Origin of the sequence: Sphingomonas profundi (assembly GCF_009739515.1) — a bacterium.
GTDB classification, from domain to species: domain Bacteria; phylum Pseudomonadota; class Alphaproteobacteria; order Sphingomonadales; family Sphingomonadaceae; genus Alterirhizorhabdus; species Alterirhizorhabdus profundi.
In genome coordinates this window covers 3601576-3625679 of record NZ_CP046535.1, presented here as the reverse complement: position 1 = coordinate 3625679, position 24104 = coordinate 3601576, and the positions used below count along the sequence as shown (strand labels likewise).

The following is a 24104-nucleotide window of genomic DNA, read 5'->3' as shown; positions in this document are numbered from 1 at the left end:
GGGTGCGCGGCCGCGTCCGTTCCGCTATAGCGCCGCCATGTCCCCGCTTCCCGGCCTGCTGCTGTTCCTCGCCACCATCGCCGTAATGGAGGGTGTCGCCTATGCGGCGCACCGCTGGATCATGCACGGGCCGGGCTGGTTCCTGCACGCCAGCCACCACCGCCCGCGCACCGGGCCGTTCGAGGCGAACGACCTGTACGCGGTGATCTTCGCCATACCCTCGATCCTGCTGCTGCTCGCCGGCGTGCAGCTCGGCTGGGGCGCCGGCTATGCCTGGGTCGGCGCCGGCGTCGCGGCCTACGGCGCGATCTACTTCGGCTTCCACGACGTGATCGTCCACCGCCGGATCGGCCACCGCTACGTGCCGCGCGGGCGCTACATGAAACGGATCGTGCAGGCGCATCGGCTGCACCACGCGGTGGAGACGAAAGGCGGCACGCTGAGCTTCGGCTTCCTCGTCGCGCCCAGCCCCGAGTCGCTGAAGGCGGAGCTCGTCCGTCGCGGCCGCGCCGGCGTGCGCGCCGCGCGGGACGCCTAGCGTCTGATCGGAGCGCGACGCCAACCGGACGCGGCCGGCATTGCGCCCGGCGCTGTGCCAACGGCCCGGGCCATCGCGCCGCCGCGTCGCCGCAGATAGGTGTCGAGGCCGATCTCGCAACCGATCAGCATCAGGATCGTCGTCTGGAAGGCGATGCCGACGAACAGCGAGCCGACCATGTAGATGATGTGCGCATGCTGCAGAGCCGTCGCCAGCGGGGCGATCCAGGCATCGTCGCCGGTCGCCCGGCGGTGGCGCCGGCGCACCGCCTCCATCCTGATCAGGCCGAGCAGGTGGAGCAGGATCCACAGGAAGAAGCCGGGGAAGCCCTGCTCGCCCAGCATCTCGAAGTAGCTGCTGTGGTAGGCGCGGCCGGCGTCGTAATCCTTCGAGTTCGTCACCGTCTCGTTATTGGCGTCGCCGGCGGTCTTCTTGATGTCGATGGTGATGCGGTTCTGCATATAGGCGTTGAAGCCGCCACCCGCCGGATTGGCCTTCACATAGTCCCATGTCCACTGCCACACGGCGAGACGGGTGGAGGCGGAACTGTCCGCCTGATAGCCCTGGATCGTCTCCATGCGCTTGCTGTAGCTGGAAGGCAGGAACTGCACCGCCAGCGCCCCCGCCCCGCCGAGCAGCACCAGATAGAGCATGCGCCGCTTCGTCGCGCGCAGGGTCAGCACCGCCAGCACGGCGATGCAGATCAGGCCCGTGCGCGCCTGCGTGCCGACCGGGATCAGCAGGCAGGCGAAGATCAGCGCCGTGGCATAGGCCTTCACCCGCCAGTCGCCGGGGAACACGGTGCCGTGCTTGGCCAGGAACAGTATCAGCGGGATCACCGCGATCGCGAAGGTGGAGATGATGCTGCCTTCGTACAGCCCGCTATTGTTCGAGACCATGAGGTTGAGCGCGCCGTAGCCGCCGCCCGATCCCAGCGTCTTGATCCCGCCCACCACCACGATCGACGAGACCGAGAGCACCAGGAACAGCAGCAGCGCCTCGATGCGCAGCCGGGTGCGCAGGGTGAAGGGCAGGAAGATGGCGAAGGCCAGCGCCTTCCACACCCACCCCCATTTATCCAGCGCGTCGAGCGGCAGATCGGCGTTGATCGTGGTGTAGGCCGCCCAGCCGAGCAGCATCAGCAGCAGCCACTGGCGGGTGGCGAAGCGGCTGCCGGCCTTGCGGTCCGCCAGCGCCCAGCCGCCCACCGCCAGCGTGACGCAGATCAGCGAGATCGGCACCACCGTGAGCAGGGTATAAGAGAGCCGCTGCGGCGATACGATATCGACGTAGACATAAGCGAGCACGAACAGGAAGGGCCGCTTGAAGCCGAAGCCCAGCAGGGCCGCCAGGAAGGCGACGAAGGCGAGATCACGCAACGGGCGGCTCCCCGGGCGGCGGCTCACGATCGAGATCGGGGCGGTGAAGCAGGCGCCAGGCGGCGATCAGCATCAGCCCGTGCGACAGAGCCAGCGAGAAGAGATCGATCATGCCGGCACTCCTCGCTTCGTTCGCCGCCGCCCACCTCGCCCGGCGGAGCGGAAGCGGGTATGGCAGACCCGACGCGGCTTAGGCGAGCGCCGGTTGACGCGCCGTTAAGCCACGCGGTGGCAGAGGGCTTCCATGCGCATCCTCCATATCCTCGATCACAGCCTGCCGATCCACAGCGGCTACACGTTCCGCACCCGCGCGATCCTGAAGGCGCAGATCGGGATGGGGTGGGAGGTGGCCGGCCTCACCGGCGCGCGCCAGCTGCCCGAGGTGCGCGGCGCGGAGTCGCTGGCGGAGGTGGTCGACGGCCTCACCTTCTTCCGCACGCCGCACCCCGCCCCCGCCCGCTCGCCGATGCGCGAGTGGCGCGAGATCGCCGCCCTCGGCCGCCGGCTGGACGCGGTGATCGCGCAGTGGCGGCCGGATCAGCTGCACGTGCACTCGCCGGTGCTGAACGCGCTCGCCGCCCTGCGCGTCGCGCGCCGACACGGCCTGCCGCTGGTGTATGAGATCCGCGCCTTCTGGGAGGATGCGGCGGTGGGCAACGGCACCGATCGCGAGGGATCGGCGCGCTACCGCGTGACCAGGCTGCTGGAAACCCGCGCCGCCCGCTCGGCCGATGCGGTGGCCGTCATCTGCGAGGGGCTGCGCGGCGATCTCGTCTCGCGCGGGATCCCGGCGGAGAAGATCATGGTCTCGCCCAACGGCGTGGACCTGCACCTGTTCGGCGATCCGCCGCCGCCGGACACGGCGCTGGCGCGCGAGCTCGGGCTCGAAGGGCGCGAGGTGGTCGGCTTCATCGGCTCCTATTATGATTATGAGGGGCTGGACGATCTGATCGCGGCGATGCCGGCGCTCGTCGCCGCGCGGCCCGATGCGCACCTGCTGCTGGTGGGCGGCGGGCCGATGGAGGCGGCGCTGAAGGCGCAGGCGGCGGCCTCGCCCGCGGCGGCCCGCATCACCTTCGCCGGCCGCGTGCCGCACGACCAGGTGGAGCGCTACTACAGCCTCGTCGACATCCTCGCCTATCCGCGCAAGGCGATGCGGCTGACCGAGCTCGTCACGCCGCTCAAACCGCTGGAGGCGATGGCGCAGCGCCGGCTGGTCGCCGCCTCCAACGTCGGCGGGCATCGCGAGCTGATCGAGGACGGCGTGACCGGCACCCTCTTCCCGCCGGACGATCCGGCGGCGCTGGCGACGGCGTTGGCCGGGCTGTTCGCCGATCGCGCCGGGTGGGATCGGCGGCGGGCGGTGGCGCGCGCCTTCGTGGAGCGCGATCGTAACTGGTCGTCAAACGTTTCGCGTTATGCGCCCGTTTACCGCAAGCTGACGGGCAAGGGATGACGGACATGGCCGGAGCCGCGAGACCCGTGACCCTGGCACGGCGGATGGAGCCCCTGCTGGGGCCGATCGCCGCCGTGCTGCTGGGCGCCGCCGCCGCCTTCTTCTGCTACGCCATGCCGGCGGCGCTGATCGGCCGGCTGCTCGATCCGGCGATCCTCGGCGGGCGCCTGCCGCTCGCCTTGCTCTGCGGGCTGGCGATCGGCGGGGCGACGTGGCTCGGCTTCGTGCTGCTCGATCGGGCCGCGCGTCTGCCGTTCGCCGCGGCGCCGGTGGCGGCCGACGCGCCGGTGCTCCGCCGCGCCGATGCGCATCCGGATGCGCCGCCGCGCCGCCCGATCTTCGCCGGCAGCGATCTGGGCACGCCGCTCGATCTCGTCGATCCGCTGCCGGACGGCTGGCGGGCGGAGGAACCGCCCCTCGCCTTCCCCGATCCGCCGCGCGAGCTTGCCCCTTCCTCCGCGATCGACGACGAGCCGGAAGACGAGATGGCGGCCGCCGGGCCGACGCTGGTGCCGGTGCCGACCCAGGCGGCGGAGGCGATCCCGGCGGAGACGGTCGAGACCATCGCCGCCGACAGGAAGCCGCCGCTCGCCGCCCTGATGGTGCGGCTGGAGACCGGGCTGGCGCGCAAGGCGCTGGTCCTCGCCGGCGCGGAGCCGAACGTCACCGCGCTGAAACGGGAGATCCGGCCGATCGGCGGCACCCTGCGCGCCGCGGTCGAGGAATTGCAGCAGCGCACGGCCGGGCGGCGCTGAGGCGCGCGGTTACTCGTTCTCCACGGTGAGCGCCTCGATCGTCAGCGCAACGCCGGCGGCGTTGGCCGTCCTGCCCGTCACCGCGATGTCGGCGACGAGATGCCCCGGCAGGGCGAACTCGCGATCGCCGAGCGCGGCGGCGAACGCATCCGCGCGGGCCGGCGCGACCGTGTCGAACTCGAAGCGGTGGCGGGCGCCGGCGAACGTGGCGCTGGCCCATGCCTCGCTATGGGCCAGCCGCAGCGTGGGCGCCGGCATGCCCGGCGGGCAGAGCGCGCGGAGCAGCAGGGTCTGGGCGTCGCGCATCAGCGATCCCCCTGCGACTGGCCGTCGATATAGGTAAGGACGCGGGAGACGGTGCGCCGACGCGGTTCGCGGCCGTTGCGCAGATCGAGGACGAAGCGGGGATCGCGCACCGCATCGCGTCCGAAACGGGTCGGGGCAATATTGCGGGCGCGAATGAACTTCTCGATGACGGGAAGCAGTTGCATGTCTGTTCCTTGGCAGGAGGTGCGCGTTCCGTTGATGTTCCTGCCATCATCTATGTGAAGTCCTACTTGTCTAGGAATCCTCCTATCCAGAATGGGCGAGGTTATGCGTGAGGAAGATCCGCGGGCGGTTCTGGAGGCGGCGATCCAGCGGAGCGGCGAGGATTATTCCTCTTTGTCGCGGCTGATCGGGCGCAACGCCGCGTACATCCAGCAATTTATCAAGCGCGGCGTGCCGCGCCGGCTGGCCGAGGAGGACCGCCGCCAGCTTTCCCGATACTTGTCCATACCGGAGGAGAAGCTGGGCGGCCCGCGCCAGCCCGTCGCCACCGTCGCCACGGCGGAGGGCTCGCGCACCCGCGGGAGCGACCTGGTGCTGGTGCCGCGGCTGGATATCCGCGCCTCCGCCGGGCACGGTGCCGCCACGGATAACGAGCGGCCGGTCGCCCGCCTGGGCTTCCATCCCGGCTGGCTGCGCGAAGTCACCGGCGGGAGCCCCGCCGGCCTGTCGATGATCCGCGTCTCCGGCGATTCGATGTCGCCGACCCTGGCCGACGGCGACGAGATACTCGTCGACGGCACGGACGCCGCCGAGCGGCTGCGCGACGGCATCTACGTGCTGCGCGTGGACGACGGCCTCGTCGTAAAACGGCTGGCGATCAACCCGGCGGCGCGATCGATCACGATCGTCAGCGACAATCCCGCCTACCCGACCTGGCCGGACCGCGACCCCGCCGAGATCGAATTGATCGGCCGCGCCGTATGGGTCGGCCGGCGGATCGCCTGATCCCGCCGCGCCGCGCGGAAGCGGCTACGATCCGGCTCCACCGGCTCGTCGCGACCGCCCTCAGCCCCAGATCGTCTCCACCACCGCATCGCCCGGATAGGCGACGAGGATGTCGGCGCCCTCGTCCAGCGTGAGCGCGGCATCGCCGTCCGCCAGCCACACGCCGCCGGCCTCCAGCCGCTCGCCGTCGATCGTACCGCCGCCAGCCACCGGCACCAGCCACACCGGCCGATCGGCGGCAGGCGCCAGGGTGCCCGTGCCGCTGCGCTTCCACCGCTCCATCACGAACGCCGGCCCGTCGCCCAGGATCGTGCGACCGGGCGCGATGTCCCGCGCGATGTGCGGCGCCACGAACGGCACCGGCTTGGATACGGCGATGCCGTCGTCCAGGTGCAGCTCCCGGTCGCTGCCATAGTCGTAGAGCCGGTAGGTGAGATCGACATTCTGCTGCACCTCGATCAGGGTCAGCCCCGGACCGATCGCATGCACCGTGCCGGCCGGCGAGTAGAAGCTGTCGTCCGCTTTCACCGCCTTCCAGTCCATCTTGTCCTCGATCGATCCGTCGAGCGCGGAGGCGCGCAGCTCCTCGTGCGTCATCGGCGCCAGCGTGCCGATCGCGATCGTCGCGTGCGGCTCGGCCGCCAGGATCAGCCACGCCTCGTCCTTGCCGCGCGGATAGCCGTGGGCCCGCGCATAGACATCGTCGGGATGATCCTGGATCGACAGCTTCTCGCTGGTGAACAGATATTTCACCAGCAGTTCCGGATCGCCCGGCGCCTCGAACCACACTTCCCCCACCTTGGCGCCGCCTTCCGGCGCATCGGGAAAGCCGGGCCACAGATCGTGCCGGCCCCATGGCTTCTCGACGCGCTTGGTGGTCAGGCGGCGGACGGACATGGACGGTCTCCTCGGAGTCGTGATGCGGCGCAATATGCGCTCGAACGTGGCGCGGCCGCATGCGTTTCCTCCATTCCGCCAAGTTTCTGCGGGCGGAGACCGCCGGCCTCACTCGCCGGTGCGCTGCTTCACCTTGTTCGGCAGATCCTTGCCCTTCGTGCGGCGCGAGGGCAGCTGCACCGGATTGCGCTTCTTCCAGTCGGCCCAGCGCATCGGCCCGTCCGGCGTGTCGATCATCATGTCGTCGTCCATCGCTGATCCTTTGCGTGCTGCGGAGTCAACGCGCGGCGGCGCGTAGCGGGCCTTTTGCCGCACGAGGGCAGCCGCTAGGAAGGGGCATGTCCGATACGGTCATACGTCTCGCCGTCGCAGGCGATATCGCGGCGCTCCACGGGCTGGTGGAGGGCGCCTATCGCGGCGAGCGATCCCGCGCCGGCTGGACGTACGAGGCCGATCTGCTGGGCGGCCAGCGCACCGATGTCGCGGCACTCGCCGCGATCCTCGCCGATGCGGATCAGCGCCTGCTGGTCGCGGAAGGGGAGGCGGGCCTGGCCGGGTGCGTGCAGGTGAGCCGCAGGGATGGCGGCACCGCCGCCCTCGGCCTGCTTTCGGTCGATCCGGCGCGGCAGGCGGCGGGGCTCGGCCGGCAGCTGATCGCCGCCGCCGAGCGCACCGCCCGCGACCTGTTCGGCGCCGCGACGATGGAGATGACGGTGATACGCCAGCGTGACAGGCTGATCGCTTATTATGAGCGGCGCGGCTATGCCCTGACCGGCGAGGAGCGGCCCTTCCCCTATGGCGACGAGCGGTTCGGCCTGCCGCTCAGGCCCGACCTCGCCTTCGTGGTGCTGACGAAGCCGCTCTGACCCGCCGGAGGAGACCGTCATGGACCTGATCGACAGCCGCCGCGAGCAGATGTTCCCCATCCTCTCGGCCGAGCAGATCGCCGTCGCCCGCCGCTTCGCCAGCGGCGCGGCCCGTCGCTTCGCGGCGGGCGAAACGCTGTTCGCGGTCGGTGAGGTCGCCGCCCCGCTCTGGCTGATCCTGGAGGGCGCGATCGACGTGTTCCGCCGCGACGGCCTGGGCAACGAAACCCACATCACGACGGAAGGCGCCGGCCAGTTCTCCGGCGAGATCAGCCAGCTCGGCGGCCGCGCCTCGCTGTCGGTGGGCCGCGCCGGGCCGGATGGCTGCCGCGCCCTGCCGTTCGACGCGGCGCACCTGCGCGCGATGCTGGTCGGATCGGCCGACCTGGGCGAGATCGTGATGCGCGCGCTGATCCTGCGCCGCGTCGGCCTGATCGAGAGCGACGGCGCCGGCTCGATCCTGATCGGCCCCGCGCACACGCCGGATCTGGTGCGGCTGCAGGGCTTCCTCACCCGCAACGGCTATCCGCACAACGTGATGGACGCGAGCGAGGATCCGGAGGCGCGGGCGCTGCTCGAACGGTTCGGCGTGGGCGAGGACGAGCTGCCGCTGATGATCTGCCCGGACGGCAGCCTGCTGCGCCGCCCGACCGATGCGGAGGCCGGGCGCTGCCTGGGCATCACGACGGAGCTCGATCCGGAGAAGGTCTACGATGTCGCGGTCGTCGGCGCTGGGCCGGCCGGCCTCGCCACCGCCGTCTATGCCGCGTCCGAGGGATTGTCGGTGCTGGTGCTCGATTCGCGGGCGATCGGCGGGCAGGCCGGGGCATCGGCGCGCATCGAGAATTATCTCGGCTTTCCCACCGGCATCTCGGGCCAGGCGCTGGCCGGCCGCGCCTACAGCCAGGCGCAGAAGTTCGGCGCGGAGCTCGGCATCCCGATCACCGCCGAGGCGCTGGCCTGCGACGATCGCGCCGGCCAGGTGCGCCTGAGCCTGGCTGACGGCGTGACGGTGCGGGCGCGCAGCGCGGTGATCGCCTCCGGCGCGCGCTACCGCCGCCCCGACGTGCCCGACATCGAGACGTTCGAGGGGGCCGGCGTCTCCTACTGGGCCTCGCCGATCGAGGCGAAGCTGTGCGCCGGCGAGGAGGTGGCCTTGATCGGCGCCGGCAATTCGGCGGGTCAGGCGGCCGTCTTCCTCGCCGACAAGGTGGAGCGGCTGCACATGATCGTGCGCGGCGACGGGCTGGAGGCATCGATGTCGCGCTACCTCGTCGATCGCATCGCCGCCTTGCCCAACGTGGAACTGCACACCGGCAGCGAGGTGGTGGCGCTGGAAGGCGATCGCGCCGGCGGGCTGACCGGCGCCGTGTTCCGCAATCGCGACGGGCGGGAGCATCACTGCGCCCTGCGCCACCTGTTCCTGTTCATCGGCGCCGATCCGAACACCCACTGGCTGCGGGACGCGATCGCGCTGGACGACAGGGGCTTCGTCGTCACCGGCGGCGCCTTCACCCATGGCGGCGTGGCGCGCACCGCCCACCCGCTGGAAACCAGCCACCCGCGCGTGTTCGCCGCCGGCGACGTGCGCGCCGGCTCCACCAAGCGCGTGGCGGCGGCGGTGGGCGAGGGCGCGGCGGTGGTCGCCCAGATCCACGCGATGCTGGCTGACAGCGGCTAGCGCGTCGGATCGGACAACCCCTCCGGCAAGGTCCGTTCGGGCGCCGTTGCGCCTTGGTAAAACCCGTTAGCCTGATCGACCGATGGCGTCGAGCTGGGCCATTGCGTCCTCGGGCAGCGTCAACGACGCCGCGGCGAGGTTCTCCTCGAGATGCGCCACCGACGAAGTGCCGGGTATCAGCAGGATGTTGGGCGAGCGCCGGAGCAGCCAGGCGAGCGCCACCTGCATCGGCGTCCCCTTCAGCCGCGCGGCGACGTCCGACAATGCCGCCGACTGCAACGGGCTGAAGCCGCCGAGCGGGAAGAACGGAACATAGGCGACGCCGTCCGCCGCCAGCGCATCGATGAACGCATCGTCGTCGCGGTGCGCGAGGTTGTAGTGGTTCTGGACACAGACGATCTCGGCGATTGCACGCGCTTCCTCGAACTGCGCGGGCGTCACGTTGCTGAGGCCGATGCGCTTCACCAAGCCCTGCCGTTGCAGATCCGCCACCGCCTTCAGCGGCGCCGCCAGCGATCCTTCCGCCGGGCCGTGGGCGCTGAACATCAGGCGCAGATTGACGAGGTCCAGCGCCTCCAGCGCCAGGTTCGCCAGATTGTCCTCCACCGCGCGCGCCAGCTCGTCCGGCTCGAACGCGGGCAGCCACGAGGCATCCTCGCCACGCCGCGCGCCGATCTTCGTCACGATCAGCAGATCGTCGGGATAGGGCGACAGCGCTTCGCGGATCAGCCGGTTGGTGAAGTGCGGACCGTAATAGTCGCTGGTGTCGATGTGGTTCACGCCTGCTGCCACCGCCGCGTGCAGGACGGCGATCGCAGCATCATGGTCTCGCGGCGGGCCGAACACGCCCGGCCCGGCGAGTTGCATCGCGCCGTAGCCGAGCCGCCTCACGCTGCGTCCGGCGATGGAAAAGGTGCCTGCCTGGTCGATCATTGTCGGTCTCCTGTGCCGGCGCCGGGATACGGCTTGCGGATCATCGCGATAAGCCGGAGTGATCCGCACGGGCTGTACGGAAGACCGAACGATGAAGGCCGACCTTGCCGATCTCAACGCCTTCCTGGCGGTCGCGCAGGCGCGCGGGTTTCGCGACGCGGCCCGCACCGCCGGATCAAGCGCCTCGACGTTGAGCGAGGCGGTGAGACGGCTGGAGGTGCGGCTGGGCGTGCGCCTGCTCCACCGCACCACCCGCAGCGTGACGCCGACCGAGGCCGGCACGCGGCTGATCGAGCGTCTCGCGCCGGCGTTCTGCGAGGTGGAGGCGGCGCTCGACGTCGTGAACCTGTTCCGCGATCGGCCGGCGGGCACGCTGCGGCTCAACGTGCCGGTGAGCGCGGCGCGGCTGGTGCTGCCCGGCATCCTGCCCGGCTTTCTCGCCGCCTATCCCGACATCCAGGTCGAGATCGTCGCCGAGGACGGCTTCGTCGACATGGTCGCGTCGGGCTGCGACGCGGGCATCCGCTACGACGAGCGGCTGGAGCAGGACATGATCGCCGTGCCGATCGGCCCGCGTGTCCAGCGCTTCGCGACGGCAGCGGCGCCCGCCTATCTCGATGCCCGCGGCCGCCCGAACCATCCGCGCGACCTGCTGGAACACGCCTGCCTGCGCGGTCGCTTCACCAGTGGAGCGCTCACCAGCCCCTGGGAGTTCGAGCGCGACGGCGAGATCGTGCGGATCGAGCCGCAGGGGCCACTGATCGCCAGTGTCTCCGGCGCGGCCGACTTGCTGGTCGACGTGGCGATCGCGGGTGGCGGCATAATCTCGCTGTTCGAGGATTGGCTGCGGCCGTCGATCGACAGCGACGCCCTGGAACCCGTGCTGCCGGACTGGTGGCAGTCCTTCTCCGGACCGTTCCTCTATCACTCGGGCCGCCGCCTCGTGCCGCCGCCGCTGCGTGCCTTTCTCGACTTCATCCGCGGCTAGGCGCCATGCTAGCTCAGGTCGGCGCAAGACGCCGCGCCTCGAGCGACTCGCAATCTGCCACGGTGCAGGCAGCGAGCCTCACCGGGGATCGGACGCCGCCGGCTCGTCCCGGCTGGCGGCCTGGATCAGCGCGACGAAATGGCCCGCCGCCTCCGATATGCCGTTGCGCCGGATCAGCCACAGCCGGCTCAGCGCCTCCGGATCGTCGAGCGGGCGGGAGACCATGTTCTCCGGGTGCAGCGCCCCGAGGGACGGGGTGAGGATGGTGATGCCCATGCCCGCCGCGACCAGCCCCAGCAGGGTGGACGGCCCCGTCACCTCCTGCACCACGTTGGCGACGAAGCCGGCGCGGGTGCACAGGCGGGCCAGATGCTCGTTGAAGCCGGCGCCCAGATCGCGCTGGTAGAGGACGAACGACTCGCAGCGCAGGTCCGCCATCGTCGGGTCGCGCGGCGCCAGTGCCAGCGGGTGATCGCTGCGCATCGCCACCAGCAGCGGCTCCGTGGTCAGCAGCGTCGCCCGCATCGTCGCCGGCAGCACGGGCGGCTCGATGCCGCGGATGACTCCGACGTCGAGGCGCTCCGTGGCCAGCGCCTCGATCTGCGCGCCGCGCGGCATCTCGACCAGGTTCAGCCGCACCGCCGGGTACGCCGCGCGAAAGGCCGAGAGTGCCCGCGCGACGACGGTGGCGAACGGCACGGACGAGGTGAACCCCACCGCCACCTCGCCCGCCGCCCCTTCCGCGACCCGGCGCGCCACGGCGACCGCATGGGCCGCCTGGTCCAGCGTCCGTCGCGCCTCGATCAGGAAGTGCCGGCCCGCCTCCGTCAGGCTCACGCGGCGGCTGGTGCGCTCCAGCAGCGGCGTGCCGATCTCCTCCTCCATCAGCCGAATCTGCTGGCTGAGCGGCGGCTGCGAGATGCCGAGGCGCACGGCCGCGCGGCCGAAATGCATCTCCTCGGCGACGGCCACGAAGTAGCGAAAGTGGCGCAGCTCCATGCGATTAAGTCGTACGCGATATGGATCGGCGCGCAATCCATATTAGACGTGCGCGATTGCCTGTTGCACTGCGGCAAGTAGACTATGGTCGCCGCTGCGGCCGGAGATTGCGTCTTCGATGATCGGTATAGTCCGGATTGCCCTCACCAGGCCGCTGACGTTCATCGTCATGGCCATGCTGATCCTGATCGTCGGCGTGCTCGCCGCGATCCGCACGCCCGTGGACATCTTTCCCGAGATCCGCGTGCCCGTGATCGCCGTGGCGTGGAACTATGCCGGCCTGCCGCCGGAGGACATGTCCGGCCGCATCATCACCCCCTATGAGCGGGTGCTGACGACGACCGTGAACGACATCGAGCATATCGAGAGCCAGTCCCTGCCGGGCATCGGCATCGTCAAGATCTACTTCCAGCCGGGTGCCGACATCCGCACCGCCACCGCGCAGGTGACGTCCGTCTCGCAGACGGTGCTGCGCCAGATGCCGCCCGGCGTCACGCCGCCGCTGATCCTGAACTACAGCGCCTCAACGGTGCCGATCATCCAGCTGGCTCTCTCCGGCAAGGGGCTGAGCGAGCAGCAGATCTTCGACCTCGGCCAGAACCAGATCCGCCCGCAGCTGGTGACGGTGCCCGGCGCCGCCATCCCCTACCCCTCGGGCGGGCGGCAGCGCCAGATCCAGATCGACATCGATCCGCAGGCGCTCGTCTCCAACGGCCTCTCGGCGCAGGACGTCGCCACCGCGATCGCCGCGCAGAACCAGATCAACCCGGCCGGCTTCGTGAAGATCGGCACCTTTCAGTACAGCGTGAAGCTGAACAACGCCCCCTCCTCGGTGGAGGCGCTCAACGATCTGCCGGTCAAGGTGGTGAACGGCGCCACCATCTACATGCGCGACGTGGCGCATGTGCGCGACGGCAGCCCGCCGCAGACCAACGTCGTCCATGTCGACGGCCGCCGCTCCGCCCTGATGACGGTGCTGAAGAACGGCGCCACCTCCACCCTGGCGATCGTGCAGGGCGTGAAGGACAAGCTGCCGGCGATCCAGGCGGGGCTCAACAGCAACCTGCGGGTGCTGCCGGTGGGCGATCAGTCGCTGTTCGTGAAGGCGGCGGTGGAAGGCGTGGTGAAGGAGGGCGCGATCGCCGCGATGCTCACGTCGCTGATGATCCTGCTGTTCCTCGGCTCGTGGCGCTCCACCGTCATCATCGCCGTCTCCATCCCGCTGGCCGTGCTGGCCGCGGTGGGGGCACTGGCCGCCTTCGGCCAGACGCTGAACACGATGACGCTCGGCGGGCTGGCGCTGGCGGTGGGCATCCTCGTCGACGATGCGACGGTGACGATCGAGAACATCAACTGGCATCTGGAGCAGGGCAAGGGCGTGATCCCCGCCATCCTGGACGGCGCCGCCCAAATCGTGACGCCGGCCTTCGTCTCGTTGCTGTGCATCTGCATCGTGTTCGTGCCGATGTTCTTCCTGCCCGGCGTCGCCGGCTTCCTGTTCGTGCCGATGGCGCTCTCCGTGGTGTTCGCGATGATCGCCTCGTTCATCCTCTCGCGCACGCTGGTGCCGACGATGGCGATGTACCTGCTGCGCCCGCACGTGGCGGGCGACCGGCACGAGGGGGGCGACACCGCATCGCGCAACCCGCTGGTCCGTTTCCAGCGTGGCTTCGAGCATCGGTTCGAGCGGATCCGGATCGGCTATGGCGGGCTGCTGCGCCGCGCGCTCGGCGCACCGCGGCCGTTCGTCCTCGGCTTCCTCGCCGTCGTGCTGCTCAGCTTCCTGCTGACGCCGTTCCTCGGCCGCAACTTCTTCCCCGCCGTGGACGCCGGGCAGATCGCCATCCACGTCCGCGCACCCGTCGGCTCCCGCATCGAGACGACGTCGGCGATGTTCCAGCGGATCGAGGCGCGCATCCGCCAGCTGCTGCCCGCAGGCGAGGTCGCGTCGCTCACCGACAATATCGGCCTGCCCGTCAGCGGCATCAACACGGTCTACAACAACAGCGGCACGATCGGCCCGCAGGACGGCGACATCCTCGTCACCCTGCGCGAGGGCCACGCGCCGACGCCGGGCCATGTCGCGCTGCTGCGGCGGGAGCTGCCGCGCGCCTTCCCGACCGCGACCTTCGCCTTCCTGCCGGCGGACATCACCAGCCAGATCCTCAACTTCGGCGCGCCGGCGCCGATCGACGTGCAGATCAGCGGGCGCGACGCCGCGGCCAACGCCGCCTACGCCGCCAAGCTGCTGCGCCGCATCCGGGCGGTGCCGGGCGTGGCGGACGCGCGCATCCAGCAGTCCGCCTCCTATCCGCAGCTGAACGTGGACGTCGATCGATCGCGCATCGGCCAGTACAACCTGACCGAGCGGGACGTGACGAACAGCCTGGGCACAACCCTGGCCGGCACCTCGCAGACGGCGCCCGTCTTCTTCCTTAATCCTGAGAACGGCGTCTCCTACCCGGTCGTCGGCCAGACGCCGGAATATCAGATCGGCTCGATCAGCGATCTCGTGAACGTGCCGATCTCCGGCGCCGGCGGCAGCACGCAGGTGCTCGGCGGTATTGCCACGATCGGCCGGTCGAAGGCCGCGGCCGTGGTCAGCCACTATAACATCCAGCCGACGATCGATATCTTCGCCGCCACCCAGGGGCGCGATCTGGGCGCCACCGCCGCCGCGATCCGCACCGTGCTGAAGGATCTGGAGGCGCAGAAGCCGAAGGGCGTCACGGTGGAGCTGCGCGGCCAATATGCCACGATGAACGCGGCCTTCTCCGGCCTGGGCTTCGGCCTGCTGGGCGCGATCGTGCTGATCTACCTGCTGATCGTGGTGAACTTCCAGAGCTGGGTCGATCCCTTCGTCATCATCACCGCGCTGCCGGCGGCGCTGGCCGGCATCGTGTGGATGCTGTTCGCCAGCGGCACCACCCTCTCCGTTCCGGCGATGACCGGCGCGATCATGTGCATGGGCGTGGCGACGGCCAACTCGATTCTCGTCGTCAGTTTCGCGCGGGAACGGCTGGCGGCGCTCGGCAACGCGTTCGAGGCGGCGCTGGAGGCCGGCATGGTCCGCTTCCGCCCGGTGCTGATGACGGCGCTGGCGATGATCATCGGCATGCTGCCGATGGCGCTGGGCCTGGGTGAGGGGGGCGAGCAGAACGCGCCGCTGGGCCGAGCCGTGATCGGCGGGCTGCTGGCCGCGACGATCGCCACCCTGATGTTCGTGCCCGTCATCTTCAGCCTCGCCCACCGCAAGGGGATCACGCGCCGCAGCCCCGCCGAACTGGAACTCGCTCATGCCTGACATGTCCGATACGCCCGTGCCGCCCGAGGGGCCGCGCAACCGCTCGCTCGCCCGCTTCGGCATCGTCGCCGGCCTCGTCGCGCTGGCGGTGGTGGCGGTCGGCATCGGCGCGCGGGTGAGCAACGATCATGCGCTGGAGGCGGTGGCGGAGGACAACGGCACGCCGGTCGTCTCCGTCATCCGTCCCAAGGTGGGCGCGGAGGCGGACGGGCTGACCCTGCCGGGCAACATCCAGGCCTATAACAGCGCCGCCCTGTTCGCCCGCACCAACGGCTATGTCCGCCGCTGGCTGGCCGACATCGGCGATCGCGTCTCCGCCGGCCAGGTGCTGGCGGTGATCGACGCGCCGGAGATCGACCAGCAGCTGGCCCAGGCCCAGGCCGACTATCAGACGGCCAGCGCCAACCAGTCGCTGGCCCGCACCACGGCGGTGCGCTGGGATGCGCTGCTGGCCAAGGACGCCGTCTCCAAGCAGGAGGCGGACGAGAAGCGCGGCGCGCTCGCCGCCAACACCGCGCTCGCCAACGCGCAGTCGGCCAACGTCCGCCGATTGAAGGCGCTGCAGGGCTTCACCCGCATCGAGGCGCCGTTCGCCGGCGTCGTCACCAGCCGGTCGGCGCAGATCGGCGCGTTGATCGTGGCGGGCAACGCCGCCTCGCAGCCGCTGTTCACCGTATCGGACGTGCGCCGCGTGCGCATCTTCGTGCGGATACCGCAGGGCTATTCCGGCCAGGTGCATGCCGGCATGCGCGCCGAGGTGACGGTGCCCGAATATACCGGCCGCACCTTTGCCGCCACGCTCACCCGCTCGGCGGACGCCGTCGATCCCACGTCGGGCACGGTGCTGGTGCAGCTGGAGGCGGACAATCGCGACGGCGCGCTGAAGCCGGGCGGCTACGCGCAGGTGCGCTTCCCGGTGAGCGGCGCCGGCGGCGTCACCGTGCCGGCCAGCGCGCTGATGGTGCGGGAGGACGGCACCGCCGTCGCCATCGTCGGGCCGGACAATCGCGTGCGCATCCGCCGCGTGACGATCGCGCGGGACGAGGGCGCGACGGTGACGATCGCGACCGGCCTCACCCCCGGCGACCGCGTCGTCGATACGCCGCCGGATGCACTGGTGAACGGCGATCGGGTGCGGGTGGAGGCGGCGGCGCCGGCGGCGAAGGCGGCCGGCTGATGCGGCGCGCGAGGCCGGGCGCGGCGCGGGCCGCCGCCGCGACGATCACGCTGGCGGCGCTCGCAGCCTGCTCGCTGGCGCCCGATTACGCACCGCCGGCCGTGCCCGCCGCGGCCGCCTTCAAGGAGGCGCAGGGCTGGGCGGCAGCGACCCCGCTCGATACCGCGCCGCGCGGCGCCTGGTGGGAGGGGTTCGGCGATCCCGTGCTGACCGGGCTGGAGACGCGGGCCGAGGCCGCCAGCCCGACGATAGCCGCCGCGATCGCCCGCTACGATCAGGCGCTCGCCATCGCCGACCGGGCGGATGCCGAGCGCCTGCCGACCGTCTCGGCCGGAGCGGACCTGTCGCGCGAGCGTGCGTCGAGCCGTCGGCCGCTGGCGCGCGGCAACGGCGGCACCTACACGAACCGCACGCTCGGCGGGTCGTTCGGGTGGGAGGTGGATCTCTGGGGGCGGCTGCGCGACAATGCCCGCGCCGGCCGCGCCGATGCGGCGGCTAGCGCCGCCGATCTCGCCTCCGCCCGGCTCAGCCTGCACGCCGCCGTGGCCGACACCTATTTCCGCCTGCGCGGCCTGGATGCGGAGGCGGAGCTGCTGCGCCAGACGACAGCCGCCTACGCCCGCGCCTTCGAGCTGACCGACATCCGCCACTCGGGCGGCATCGCCTCCGGCCTGGATACCAGCCGCGCGCAGAGCCAGCTCTCCGATGCCCGCGCGCAGCTCGCCACGGTGGCGCTGGATCGCGCGACGGCCGAGCACCAGCTGGCAGCCCTGGTGGGCGAGGCGCCGGCCGGCTTCGCCATCGTTCCCGTCACCGGCCAGCTGGAGCCGCCGCGCGTGCCGGCGGGCACCCCGTCGCAGCTGCTCCAGCGCCGGCCCGACATCGCGGCGGCGGAGCGGCGCATGTTCGCCGCCAACGCCCGCATCGGCGGGGCGAAGGCGGCGTGGTTCCCGCTCGTCACGCTCGGCGCTTCGGGCGGCTACCAGAGCGCGGGCGGCGGCCTCCTCGCCTCGGCGGCGAGCTACTGGGCGCTGGGGCCGCTGTCGCTGGCGGCGCCGCTGTTCGACGGTGGCCGCCGCAATGCCGACATCCGCCGCGCCCGCGCCGACTTCGCCGAGGCGGCGGCGGACTATCGCGGCACCGTGCTCACCGCCTTCCGCGAGGTGGAGGACGGGCTCGCCGCCGCGCGCCACCTGGCCGATGCCGAGCGCGAGCAGCAGACCGCCGCCCGCGCCGCCGCGAAGACCACCGATCTCGCCCTGATCCGCTACCGCGACGGCGCGTCCGACTATCTGGAGGTCGTGGTGGCGCAGACGGCGGGCCTGATCGCGGAGCGATCGGCGCTGGCCCTGCGCACCCAGCGGCTGCAGGCGACGACGGCCATCGTGCGCGCGATCGGCGGCGGCGCGCCCGCCTGAGCCTATTTGGCCGAGTAGGTCATCGCCTCGATCTTGTTGCCGTCCGGATCGCGCACGAAAGCGCCGTAGTAATGCGCGTCATAGTCGGCCCGGATGCCGGGCGCGCCGTCGCTGGTGCCGCCGTTCGCCAGCGCCGTGGCGTGGAAGCGATCGACCATCGCGCGATCCTCGACGGCAAAGGCGATGTGGCTGCCATTGCCCGCCGTGGCCGGCGCTCCGTCGAGCGGCGTTTCCGCGCTGAAGAGCAGGTGCCCGCTGCCATAGTCGACAGCCCGGTCCGACGCCTTCATGAGCGCAAGCCCGACGATCGGCAGCACGGCATCGTAGAAGGCGCGGGCGCGGGCGACGTCGTTCGTGCCGACAGAGACGTGGTGGATCATGATTGTCCTCCTGCAAGACCGGTGAAGAACGCATCAGGGCGGATCCGGGTGGCGGCTCAGATCAGCGCCAGCGCGCTCAATTCGTCGCGCATGGCGCGGGGCATCTCGGCCAGGTCGGCGTCGCCCTCGCCATAATCGTCGGGCGCGTCGCCGGCGGCGAGGTAGCGCCAGCCCTGGTGCGCCCGCTTGAAGCGCGCGCGCACCGGCACCACCCGCGCCTCCAGCCGCACGAGCCAGCGCCGGCCGTCGTCCACCTCCTCGAAGCCCACGATCGTCTGGCGGGCGACCAGCCGGTGCTTGATGATCCAGAACAGCGATCCGCCGATCAGCTCCGCGTGGCGCGTCGGCCGGTAGCGCGTGAAGATCGCCGCCGTGCCGCCCTCCGCCCGCTCGATCATGCGGTCGCGCAGATAGTCGGCATCGGCGCAGCCGACCGCTACCTTGGTGATGTGCAACGAAGCCATGGCGGCGATGTGGGCGCGGCGCGGCGCGGATCAAGCGGCGGCGCCCGGCCCCGGCTCAGCCGGTGAGGCCGAACAGGGCGGCGAGGCCGAGGAAGCTGAAGAAGCCCATGCAGTCCGTCATCATCGTGACGAACACCGCCGACGAGACCGCCGGATCGACGTTCGCCCGCTCCAGGGTAAGCGGCACCAGCACGCCGGCCAGCCCGGCGACGAGATTGTTGATGAGGATCGCCGCGCCGAACACGAGCGCCAGATCGGCGCGGCCGTAGAGCAGCCACGAGCCGATGCCGATCATCGTGCCGAGCGAGGCGCCGTTGGCGGCGGCGATGCGGAACTCCCGCACGATCATGCGCCGCGTGTTCGAGCTGGTCAGCTGGTTCGTCGCCAGCGCGCGGACGACCACGGCCAGCGTCTGCGTGCCGGCGTTGCCGCCCATGCCGGAGACGATGCCCATCAGCGCCGCCAGCAGCGCGAACTTGGCGATCTCGCCCTCGAACAGGCCCACCACCGAGGCCGCGATCATCGCCGTGAACAGGTTGACGACGAGCCAGACCAGGCGCGTCCGCACGGTGAAGCGGATCGGCTCGTTGATGTCGCCGTCGCCGGCGCCGGACAGGCGCAGCGCGTCCTCGCCGGCTTCCTCCTGGATGATGTGGACGACGTCATCGACGGTGATCATGCCGACGAGGCGGCCGACATGATCGACCACGGCGGCCGAGATCAGCGCGTATTTCTGGAAGCGGAGGGCCACCTCCTCCTGATCCATGTCCACCGGGATCAGCGTCTGCTCGCGCGCCATGACGTCGCCGATCGATACGCCGCGCGGCGTGCGCAGGATCCAGGAGAGCTTGCAGGTGCCGACCGGCTTGTGCTGCGGATCGACGACGTAGATCTCCCAGAAGTCGGTCGTCAGATCCTCGTTGCGGCGCAGATAGTCGAGCACGTCGCCCACCGTCATGTGCTCGGGCACCGCGATCAGGTCGCGCTGCATCAGGCGGCCGGCGGACTCCTCGGGGAAGCTCAGCGCCTCCTCGATGGCGGCGCGGTCGTCCGGCTCCATCGCGCGGAGGACGGCGCGCTGATCGTCCTCCTCCATGTCCTCGATGATGGCGACGGCGTCGTCGGTATCGAGCTGGGTGGCGAGTTCGGCCACCTCGTGCGGTTCGAGCGCGTCGATCAGCTCCTCGCGCACCCAGTCGTTCATCTCGGCCAGGACGTCGCCGTCGAGCATCTCGGCCAGCGCGGCGGCGAGCGGGCGGCGCTGCTCGGTCGGCGCCAGCTCGAACAGGTCGGCCAGGTCGGCCGGGTGGAGCGGGGCGACGAGGGCGCGCGCCCCCTCCGGGTCGCCGGCCTCGACCCGCTCGATCACCTGGGCGACGAACTCCGGCTTCAGCCGGTCGTCCTCGTCCAGCCGGGCGCCGTCGCGGTCGGCATCGGTGGTGGCGTCGATCACGGTTTCGCTCATCGCCGGCCCTTTCCGTTGCGCGGATGCGCCCCGCGCTTGAACCATCCGGGCGCGGGAAGGAAGCCGAAAGGCGCGCCCGGCGGCGCCGCGCGGCAGCCGCGGACGGCCGTGTGGCATCTCCCGCGACAAACGCGTGCGCCGACACGGCGGATATGGGCTGGCGAAGCGGGGAACGGCTGCCTAGAAACCCCCGTTCCGCCACGCAGGAGGGTTTGATGGCCGAAGACACAGACGACACACTGACGCTCACCCTGGATAGCGGCGGCGACGTCGTGATCCGCCTCCGCCCCGATCTGGCGCCCGGCCATGTCGAGCGGATCAAGGAACTGGCGGGCGAGGGCTTCTACGACGGCGTGGTGTTCCACCGCGTGATCCCCGGCTTCATGGCGCAGGGCGGCGATCCCACCGGCACCGGCATGGGCGGATCGAAGAAGCCGGACCTGAAGGCCGAGTTCAACAAGGAGCCGCACGTGCGCGGCGTCTGCTCGATGGCGCGCAGCTCCAACCCGAACAGCGCCAACAGCCAGTTCTTCATCTGCTTTGATGACGCCCGCTTCCTGGACAACCAGTATACGGTATGGGGCGAGGTCGTCTCCGGCATGGACTATGTCGACGCGCTGCCCAAGGGCGAGCCGCCGCGCACGCCGGGCAAGATCGTGAAGGCCACCGTCGGCGCCTGATCGCCGGGAGCCGGTCCGGCGCGGCGGGGCCGCGGCGGACCGGCTCAGCCGCGCGCCACTTCCGCGACGAGCCAGTCGTGGAAGATCTTCACCGGTCGCCGCGACAGCGACGAGCGGCGGCACGCGAACCAGTAGCTGTACGGGCTGTCGACGTCGAAATCGAACAGCCGCACCAGCCGGTCGTCGTGCGCGTCGTCGAAATGGCTCTCGTGCATGAAGGCGACGCCCAGCCCCTGCGCCGCGGCATCCAGGATCAGCTGGCCCGAATCGAAGTGATCGACCGCGCCGGGCTCGATCTGCGGCAGGCCGGCGGCCTCGCGCCAGGTCTCGAACGTGTCGGGCATGTCGCGGTGGATCAGGATCGTGGCGTGGTGGAGATCCTCCGGCCGCTTCACCCCGCCGGCGCCCTCCACCACGCGCCGGGAGGCGATGGCCAGCACCTTGTTGCGATCCAGCCGGTGCGCGTAGAGGCTGGGATCGATGTCGCGGGCGAGCACGATCGCGGCGTCGATCCCCTCGCTGAGCCGCGCCAGGCTGTGCGCGGCGGTATCGATGTCGATATGCAGCTCCGGATGGCGGCCGCGCAGTTCGGGCAGGCGATGCATCAGCCGCTGGGAGGCGAACAGCGGCGTCACCGCCAGCCGCAGCCGCACGATCTCCGCCTCGCCGGTGGTCATGTCGATCGCCTCGGCCAGCTGATCGAGCGCGGGGGCGAGCCGACCGAGCAGGATCTCGCCCTCCGCGTTCAGGATCATCGCCTGATGGCGGCGCTCGAACAGAGAGCGGCCGACGAACCGCTCCAGCGCCTGCACCCGTCGGCTGAGCGCCGGCGAGGACAAAGCCAGTTCCTCGGCCGCCGCCTTCACGGAGCCGAGTCGCGCCACCTGCACGAATGCCTCGACGGCGGTGAGGGGTGGCAGACGTCGCACGGCTTACTCCAATCCACCGGCTTCATGGTGCATTGCGGTCGCCACGAATCCCTGTGATCCCGGTTCGCTATCGATGCCAACGGGGCGACGATCGCGATGTTCCCTGCACTGCAACAGGAAATCATGCACCGCACAACCGCCCGCTCCGGCTTTTTTTCGTACCGCATCGAAACCGCCGGCGGGTCTCCTATCTTCTAGGCGGGCTGAGGGAGACGAACGATGGCCGATGCCGAAGCGATTGCCGACGGGCGCAGGATCCAGGTCGCGAATGCGCGACCCGACGATTCCGGGCGTGGTCTGGCGCGGCTTTCCCGCGCGACGATGAACGCGCTCGGGCTGAGCGAGGGCGATATCGTCGAGATCGTCGGCAAGCGATCCACCCCCGCCCGCGCGGTGCTGCCCTATGCCGAGGACGAGGGGCTGGACGTGATGCGGCTGGACGGGCTGCAGCGCGCCAATGCCGGCGTCGGCTCCGGCGACTTCGTGGTCGTACGCAAGGCCGAGTCGAAGCCGGCCCAGCGGGTGGTGTTCGCGCCGGCGCAGGAGAATCTGCGTCTCCAGGGATCGGGTGACGCCCTGAAGCGCAGCTTCGGCATGCGGCCGCTGACCACCGGCGACATCGTGGCGACGGCGGGGCAGCAGCGCATCAACCACGGCAACATGCCGCCGCAGCTGCGCCAGATGCTGAACGCGCCGGCCTATTCGCTGCAGGAGGTCCGCCTCGCCGTGGTCTCCACCGTGCCGAAGGGCATCGTCCATATCGATGCCGACACGGAGGTGGAGCTGCGGCCCGAATATGAGGAGGCGAAGGAGGCCCGCCGTGCCGACGTGAACTATGACGATATCGGCGGGCTCGGCTCGACGATCGATCAGGTGCGCGAGATGGTGGAGCTGCCGCTGCGCTATCCCGAGCTGTTCCAGCGGCTGGGCGTGGAGCCGCCGAAGGGCGTGCTGCTGCACGGCCCGCCCGGCACCGGCAAGACCCGCCTCGCCCGCGCCGTGGCGAACGAGAGTGACGCGCAGTTCTTCCTCATCAACGGGCCGGAGATCATGGGATCGGCCTATGGCGAGAGCGAGAAGCGGCTGCGCGAGGTGTTCGAGCAGGCCGCCAAGGCCGCGCCCTCGATCATCTTCATCGACGAGATCGATTCGATCGCGCCCAAGCGCGGGCAGGTGACGGGCGAGGCGGAGAAGCGCCTCGTCGCCCAGCTGCTGACCCTGATGGACGGCATGGAGTCGCGCCAGAACACCGTCATCATCGCCGCGACCAACCGGCCCGAGGCGATCGACGAGGCGCTGCGGCGGCCCGGCCGGTTCGATCGCGAGATCGTGATCGGCGTGCCGGACGAGCGCGGCCGGCGCGAGATCCTGGGCATCCACACGCGCGGCATGCCGCTGGGCGACCAGGTGGATCTCGACTCGCTCTCCCGCCAGACCTACGGCTTCGTCGGCGCCGACCTTTCCGCCCTCACCCGCGAGGCGGCGATCGAGGCGGTGCGGCGGATCATGCCGAAGCTCGATCTCGATTCGCGCACGATCCCGCCGGAGGTGCTGGATACGCTGTCCGTGACGCGGGAGGACTTCCAGCTCGCGATCAAGCGCGTGCAGCCCTCCGCCATGCGCGAGGTGATGGTGCAGGCGCCCAATGTGGGCTGGGACGATATCGGCGGGCTTGACCAGGCGCGCGAGCGGCTGCGCGAGGGCGTGGAGCTGCCGCTGAAGAACCCGGAGGCGTTCCGCCGGCTCGGCATCCGCCCGGCCAAGGGCTTCCTGCTCTACGGGCCGCCCGGTACCGGCAAGACGCTGCTCGCCAAGGCGGTGGCGCGCGAGGCGGAGGCGAACTTCATCGCCACCAAGTCGAGCGACCTGCTGAGCAAATGGTATGGCGAGAGCGAGCAGCAGATCGCCCGCCTGTTCGCCCGCGCGCGGCAGGTGGCGCCGACGGTGATCTTCATCGACGAGCTCGACTCGCTGGTGCCCGCGCGCGGCGGCGGCATGGGCGAGCCGCAGGTGACGGAGCGGGTGGTCAACACCATCCTCGCCGAGATGGACGGGCTGGAGGAGCTGCAGTCGGTGGTGGTGATCGGCGCCACCAACCGCCCGAACCTGATCGATCCGGCGCTGCTGCGTCCCGGCCGCTTCGACGAGCTCGTCTATGTCAGCGTGCCGGACGAGGGCGGCCGCAGGCGCATCCTGGGCATCCACACCGGCGGCATGCCGCTGGCCGACGATGTCGATCTCGACGCGCTGGCGCGCCGTACCGATCGCTTCACCGGTGCCGATCTGGAGGATCTGGTGCGGCGCGCCGGCCTTTTCGCACTGCGCGGATCGCTGGCGGCCGACACCGTGACGGCGGCCGATTTCGAGCATGCGCTGCAGGAGACGCGCGCGAGCGTGACGCCGGAGATCGAGCGCGAATATGAGCAGATGTCCTCGCGGCTGAAGCAGGATTCGCTGGCGCTCGACCCGATCGGCTTCATCGCCCCCGGCATGCTGAAACCGCGATCGGAGTGAGGCGGG

23 protein-coding genes are annotated in these 24104 nt (G+C 70.8%); 12 read left to right on the top strand and 11 right to left on the bottom strand.

Features of this window, described 5'->3' with window-relative positions; all coding sequences use genetic code 11:
- The first annotated feature begins 37 nt into the window (after nt 1–37).
- Nucleotides 38–538 carry a sterol desaturase family protein gene (locus tag GNT64_RS17270; RefSeq protein ID WP_156680641.1) on the top strand — a complete coding sequence of 167 codons (501 nt, stop codon included), beginning with the start codon at nt 38–40 and terminating at the stop codon, nt 536–538.
- Here GNT64_RS17270 and GNT64_RS17265 read toward each other — a convergent pair.
- The gene (locus tag GNT64_RS17265; RefSeq protein ID WP_156680640.1) at nt 535–1917 is read right to left on the bottom strand and encodes a putative O-glycosylation ligase, exosortase A system-associated; all 1383 of its coding nucleotides are present in this window, start codon (nt 1915–1917) and stop codon (nt 535–537) included. The genes GNT64_RS17270 and GNT64_RS17265 overlap by 4 nt on opposite strands.
- Before the next feature lie 244 nt (nt 1918–2161).
- On the opposite strand from GNT64_RS17265, the gene GNT64_RS17260 reads away from it, so the two are divergent.
- Both GNT64_RS17260 and GNT64_RS17255 read left to right on the top strand, forming a co-directional pair.
- Entirely contained in the window at nt 2162–3373 is a 1212-nt protein-coding gene (locus tag GNT64_RS17260; protein ID WP_156680639.1) for a TIGR04063 family PEP-CTERM/XrtA system glycosyltransferase, read from the top strand.
- 5 nt (nt 3374–3378) lie between these two features.
- The gene (locus GNT64_RS17255; RefSeq protein ID WP_156680638.1) at nt 3379–4128 is read left to right on the top strand and encodes a hypothetical protein; all 750 of its coding nucleotides are present in this window, start codon (nt 3379–3381) and stop codon (nt 4126–4128) included.
- Nucleotides 4129–4137: 9 nt separating this feature from the next.
- On the opposite strand, the gene GNT64_RS21630 is transcribed toward GNT64_RS17255, so the two are convergent.
- Both GNT64_RS21630 and GNT64_RS17245 read right to left on the bottom strand, forming a co-directional pair.
- The gene (locus GNT64_RS21630; RefSeq protein WP_197277055.1) at nt 4138–4434 is read right to left on the bottom strand and encodes a hypothetical protein; all 297 of its coding nucleotides are present in this window, start codon (nt 4432–4434) and stop codon (nt 4138–4140) included.
- Complete coding sequence (locus GNT64_RS17245) at nt 4434–4619, bottom strand: hypothetical protein (protein WP_156680637.1); 186 nt, start codon at nt 4617–4619, stop codon at nt 4434–4436. The genes GNT64_RS21630 and GNT64_RS17245 overlap by 1 nt, the downstream gene beginning before the upstream one ends.
- 91 nt (nt 4620–4710) lie before the next feature.
- On the opposite strand from GNT64_RS17245, the gene GNT64_RS17240 reads away from it, so the two are divergent.
- Nucleotides 4711–5403 carry a S24 family peptidase gene (locus tag GNT64_RS17240; RefSeq protein ID WP_231639071.1) on the top strand — a complete coding sequence of 231 codons (693 nt, stop codon included), beginning with the start codon at nt 4711–4713 and terminating at the stop codon, nt 5401–5403.
- A 60-nt stretch (nt 5404–5463) separates the two neighbouring features.
- Here GNT64_RS17240 and GNT64_RS17235 read toward each other — a convergent pair whose 3' ends face one another.
- Nucleotides 5464–6300 (bottom strand): class I mannose-6-phosphate isomerase, encoded by an 837-nt coding sequence (locus GNT64_RS17235; RefSeq protein ID WP_156680635.1) that lies wholly within the window; start codon nt 6298–6300, stop codon nt 5464–5466.
- Between the two features lie 108 nt (nt 6301–6408).
- Complete coding sequence (locus tag GNT64_RS21625) at nt 6409–6552, bottom strand: hypothetical protein (protein ID WP_197277054.1); 144 nt, start codon at nt 6550–6552, stop codon at nt 6409–6411.
- A gap of 86 nt (nt 6553–6638) precedes the next feature.
- Here GNT64_RS21625 and GNT64_RS17230 point away from each other — a divergent pair, with 86 nt between their 5' ends.
- Nucleotides 6639–7166, top strand: coding sequence for a GNAT family N-acetyltransferase (locus GNT64_RS17230; protein ID WP_156680634.1), 528 nt, complete (start codon nt 6639–6641; stop codon nt 7164–7166).
- A 19-nt stretch (nt 7167–7185) separates the two neighbouring features.
- The gene (locus GNT64_RS17225) at nt 7186–8847 is read left to right on the top strand and encodes an FAD-dependent oxidoreductase (RefSeq protein WP_156680633.1); all 1662 of its coding nucleotides are present in this window, start codon (nt 7186–7188) and stop codon (nt 8845–8847) included.
- 66 nt (nt 8848–8913) lie between these two features.
- Here the strand turns inward: GNT64_RS17225 and GNT64_RS17220 are convergent, their stop codons facing one another.
- Nucleotides 8914–9780 carry an aldo/keto reductase family oxidoreductase gene (locus GNT64_RS17220; RefSeq protein ID WP_156680632.1) on the bottom strand — a complete coding sequence of 289 codons (867 nt, stop codon included), beginning with the start codon at nt 9778–9780 and terminating at the stop codon, nt 8914–8916.
- A 91-nt stretch (nt 9781–9871) separates the two neighbouring features.
- Between GNT64_RS17220 and GNT64_RS17215 the strand changes: the two genes are divergently transcribed.
- Nucleotides 9872–10768 (top strand): LysR family transcriptional regulator, encoded by an 897-nt coding sequence (locus tag GNT64_RS17215; RefSeq protein ID WP_156680631.1) that lies wholly within the window; start codon nt 9872–9874, stop codon nt 10766–10768.
- Nucleotides 10769–10846: 78 nt separating this feature from the next.
- Here GNT64_RS17215 and GNT64_RS17210 read toward each other — a convergent pair whose 3' ends face one another.
- Complete coding sequence (locus tag GNT64_RS17210; RefSeq protein WP_156680630.1) at nt 10847–11767, bottom strand: LysR substrate-binding domain-containing protein; 921 nt, start codon at nt 11765–11767, stop codon at nt 10847–10849.
- 118 nt (nt 11768–11885) lie between these two features.
- Here GNT64_RS17210 and GNT64_RS17205 point away from each other — a divergent pair, with 118 nt between their 5' ends.
- The 3 genes from GNT64_RS17205 to GNT64_RS17195 are packed head-to-tail and all read left to right on the top strand — an operon-like array spanning nt 11886 to nt 17666.
- Nucleotides 11886–15071: an efflux RND transporter permease subunit gene (locus GNT64_RS17205; RefSeq protein ID WP_156680629.1), complete on the top strand. Its 3186-nt coding sequence runs from the start codon at nt 11886–11888 to the stop codon at nt 15069–15071.
- On the top strand, nt 15064–16248 hold the full coding sequence (locus GNT64_RS17200; protein ID WP_156680628.1) for an efflux RND transporter periplasmic adaptor subunit: 1185 nt from the start codon (nt 15064–15066) through the stop codon (nt 16246–16248). Before GNT64_RS17205 ends, GNT64_RS17200 begins: the two co-directional genes overlap by 8 nt.
- Nucleotides 16248–17666, top strand: a complete 1419-nt coding sequence (locus GNT64_RS17195) for an efflux transporter outer membrane subunit (protein WP_156680627.1) — start codon at nt 16248–16250, stop codon at nt 17664–17666. The genes GNT64_RS17200 and GNT64_RS17195 overlap by 1 nt, the downstream gene beginning before the upstream one ends.
- Before the next feature lie 2 nt (nt 17667–17668).
- Here GNT64_RS17195 and GNT64_RS17190 read toward each other — a convergent pair whose 3' ends face one another.
- The 3 genes from GNT64_RS17190 to mgtE are packed head-to-tail and all read right to left on the bottom strand — an operon-like array spanning nt 17669 to nt 19975.
- Nucleotides 17669–18046, bottom strand: a complete 378-nt coding sequence (locus GNT64_RS17190) for a VOC family protein (RefSeq protein ID WP_156680626.1) — start codon at nt 18044–18046, stop codon at nt 17669–17671.
- 56 nt (nt 18047–18102) lie between these two features.
- Nucleotides 18103–18510 carry a DUF1489 domain-containing protein gene (locus GNT64_RS17185; protein WP_156680625.1) on the bottom strand — a complete coding sequence of 136 codons (408 nt, stop codon included), beginning with the start codon at nt 18508–18510 and terminating at the stop codon, nt 18103–18105.
- 55 nt (nt 18511–18565) lie between these two features.
- Nucleotides 18566–19975: a magnesium transporter gene (mgtE, locus tag GNT64_RS17180; RefSeq protein ID WP_156680624.1), complete on the bottom strand. Its 1410-nt coding sequence runs from the start codon at nt 19973–19975 to the stop codon at nt 18566–18568.
- Between the two features lie 215 nt (nt 19976–20190).
- On the opposite strand from mgtE, the gene GNT64_RS17175 reads away from it, so the two are divergent.
- Nucleotides 20191–20655, top strand: coding sequence for a peptidylprolyl isomerase (locus GNT64_RS17175; protein ID WP_156680623.1), 465 nt, complete (start codon nt 20191–20193; stop codon nt 20653–20655).
- A 44-nt stretch (nt 20656–20699) separates the two neighbouring features.
- On the opposite strand, the gene GNT64_RS17170 is transcribed toward GNT64_RS17175, so the two are convergent.
- Entirely contained in the window at nt 20700–21584 is an 885-nt protein-coding gene (locus GNT64_RS17170) for a LysR substrate-binding domain-containing protein (protein WP_197277053.1), read from the bottom strand.
- Between the two features lie 219 nt (nt 21585–21803).
- Here GNT64_RS17170 and GNT64_RS17165 point away from each other — a divergent pair, with 219 nt between their 5' ends.
- Nucleotides 21804–24098: a CDC48 family AAA ATPase gene (locus GNT64_RS17165; protein ID WP_156680622.1), complete on the top strand. Its 2295-nt coding sequence runs from the start codon at nt 21804–21806 to the stop codon at nt 24096–24098.
- The last annotated feature ends 6 nt before the right edge of the window (nt 24099–24104 follow it).

Bases quoted from the DNA above. Each gene is read 5' to 3' on its own strand.
- GNT64_RS17230 (WP_156680634.1), top strand. From the start codon at position 6,639: ATGTCCGATACGGTCATACGTCTCGCCGTCGCAGGCGATATCGCGGCG.
- GNT64_RS17255 (WP_156680638.1), top strand. From the start codon at position 3,379: ATGGCCGGAGCCGCGAGACCCGTGACCCTGGCACGGCGGATGGAGCCC.
- GNT64_RS17210 (WP_156680630.1), bottom strand. From the start codon at position 11,767: ATGGAGCTGCGCCACTTTCGCTACTTCGTGGCCGTCGCCGAGGAGATG.
- GNT64_RS17260 (WP_156680639.1), top strand. From the start codon at position 2,162: ATGCGCATCCTCCATATCCTCGATCACAGCCTGCCGATCCACAGCGGC.
- GNT64_RS17225 (WP_156680633.1), top strand. From the start codon at position 7,186: ATGGACCTGATCGACAGCCGCCGCGAGCAGATGTTCCCCATCCTCTCG.
- GNT64_RS17245 (WP_156680637.1), bottom strand. From the start codon at position 4,619: ATGCAACTGCTTCCCGTCATCGAGAAGTTCATTCGCGCCCGCAATATT.
- GNT64_RS21630 (WP_197277055.1), bottom strand. From the start codon at position 4,434: ATGCGCGACGCCCAGACCCTGCTGCTCCGCGCGCTCTGCCCGCCGGGC.
- mgtE (WP_156680624.1), bottom strand. From the start codon at position 19,975: ATGAGCGAAACCGTGATCGACGCCACCACCGATGCCGACCGCGACGGC.
- GNT64_RS21625 (WP_197277054.1), bottom strand. From the start codon at position 6,552: ATGGACGACGACATGATGATCGACACGCCGGACGGGCCGATGCGCTGG.
- GNT64_RS17175 (WP_156680623.1), top strand. From the start codon at position 20,191: ATGGCCGAAGACACAGACGACACACTGACGCTCACCCTGGATAGCGGC.
- GNT64_RS17220 (WP_156680632.1), bottom strand. From the start codon at position 9,780: ATGATCGACCAGGCAGGCACCTTTTCCATCGCCGGACGCAGCGTGAGG.
- GNT64_RS17195 (WP_156680627.1), top strand. From the start codon at position 16,248: ATGCGGCGCGCGAGGCCGGGCGCGGCGCGGGCCGCCGCCGCGACGATC.
- GNT64_RS17200 (WP_156680628.1), top strand. From the start codon at position 15,064: ATGCCTGACATGTCCGATACGCCCGTGCCGCCCGAGGGGCCGCGCAAC.
- GNT64_RS17235 (WP_156680635.1), bottom strand. From the start codon at position 6,300: ATGTCCGTCCGCCGCCTGACCACCAAGCGCGTCGAGAAGCCATGGGGC.
- GNT64_RS17185 (WP_156680625.1), bottom strand. From the start codon at position 18,510: ATGGCTTCGTTGCACATCACCAAGGTAGCGGTCGGCTGCGCCGATGCC.
- GNT64_RS17215 (WP_156680631.1), top strand. From the start codon at position 9,872: ATGAAGGCCGACCTTGCCGATCTCAACGCCTTCCTGGCGGTCGCGCAG.
- GNT64_RS17240 (WP_231639071.1), top strand. From the start codon at position 4,711: ATGGGCGAGGTTATGCGTGAGGAAGATCCGCGGGCGGTTCTGGAGGCG.
- GNT64_RS17270 (WP_156680641.1), top strand. From the start codon at position 38: ATGTCCCCGCTTCCCGGCCTGCTGCTGTTCCTCGCCACCATCGCCGTA.
- GNT64_RS17190 (WP_156680626.1), bottom strand. From the start codon at position 18,046: ATGATCCACCACGTCTCTGTCGGCACGAACGACGTCGCCCGCGCCCGC.
- GNT64_RS17165 (WP_156680622.1), top strand. From the start codon at position 21,804: ATGGCCGATGCCGAAGCGATTGCCGACGGGCGCAGGATCCAGGTCGCG.
- GNT64_RS17205 (WP_156680629.1), top strand. From the start codon at position 11,886: ATGATCGGTATAGTCCGGATTGCCCTCACCAGGCCGCTGACGTTCATC.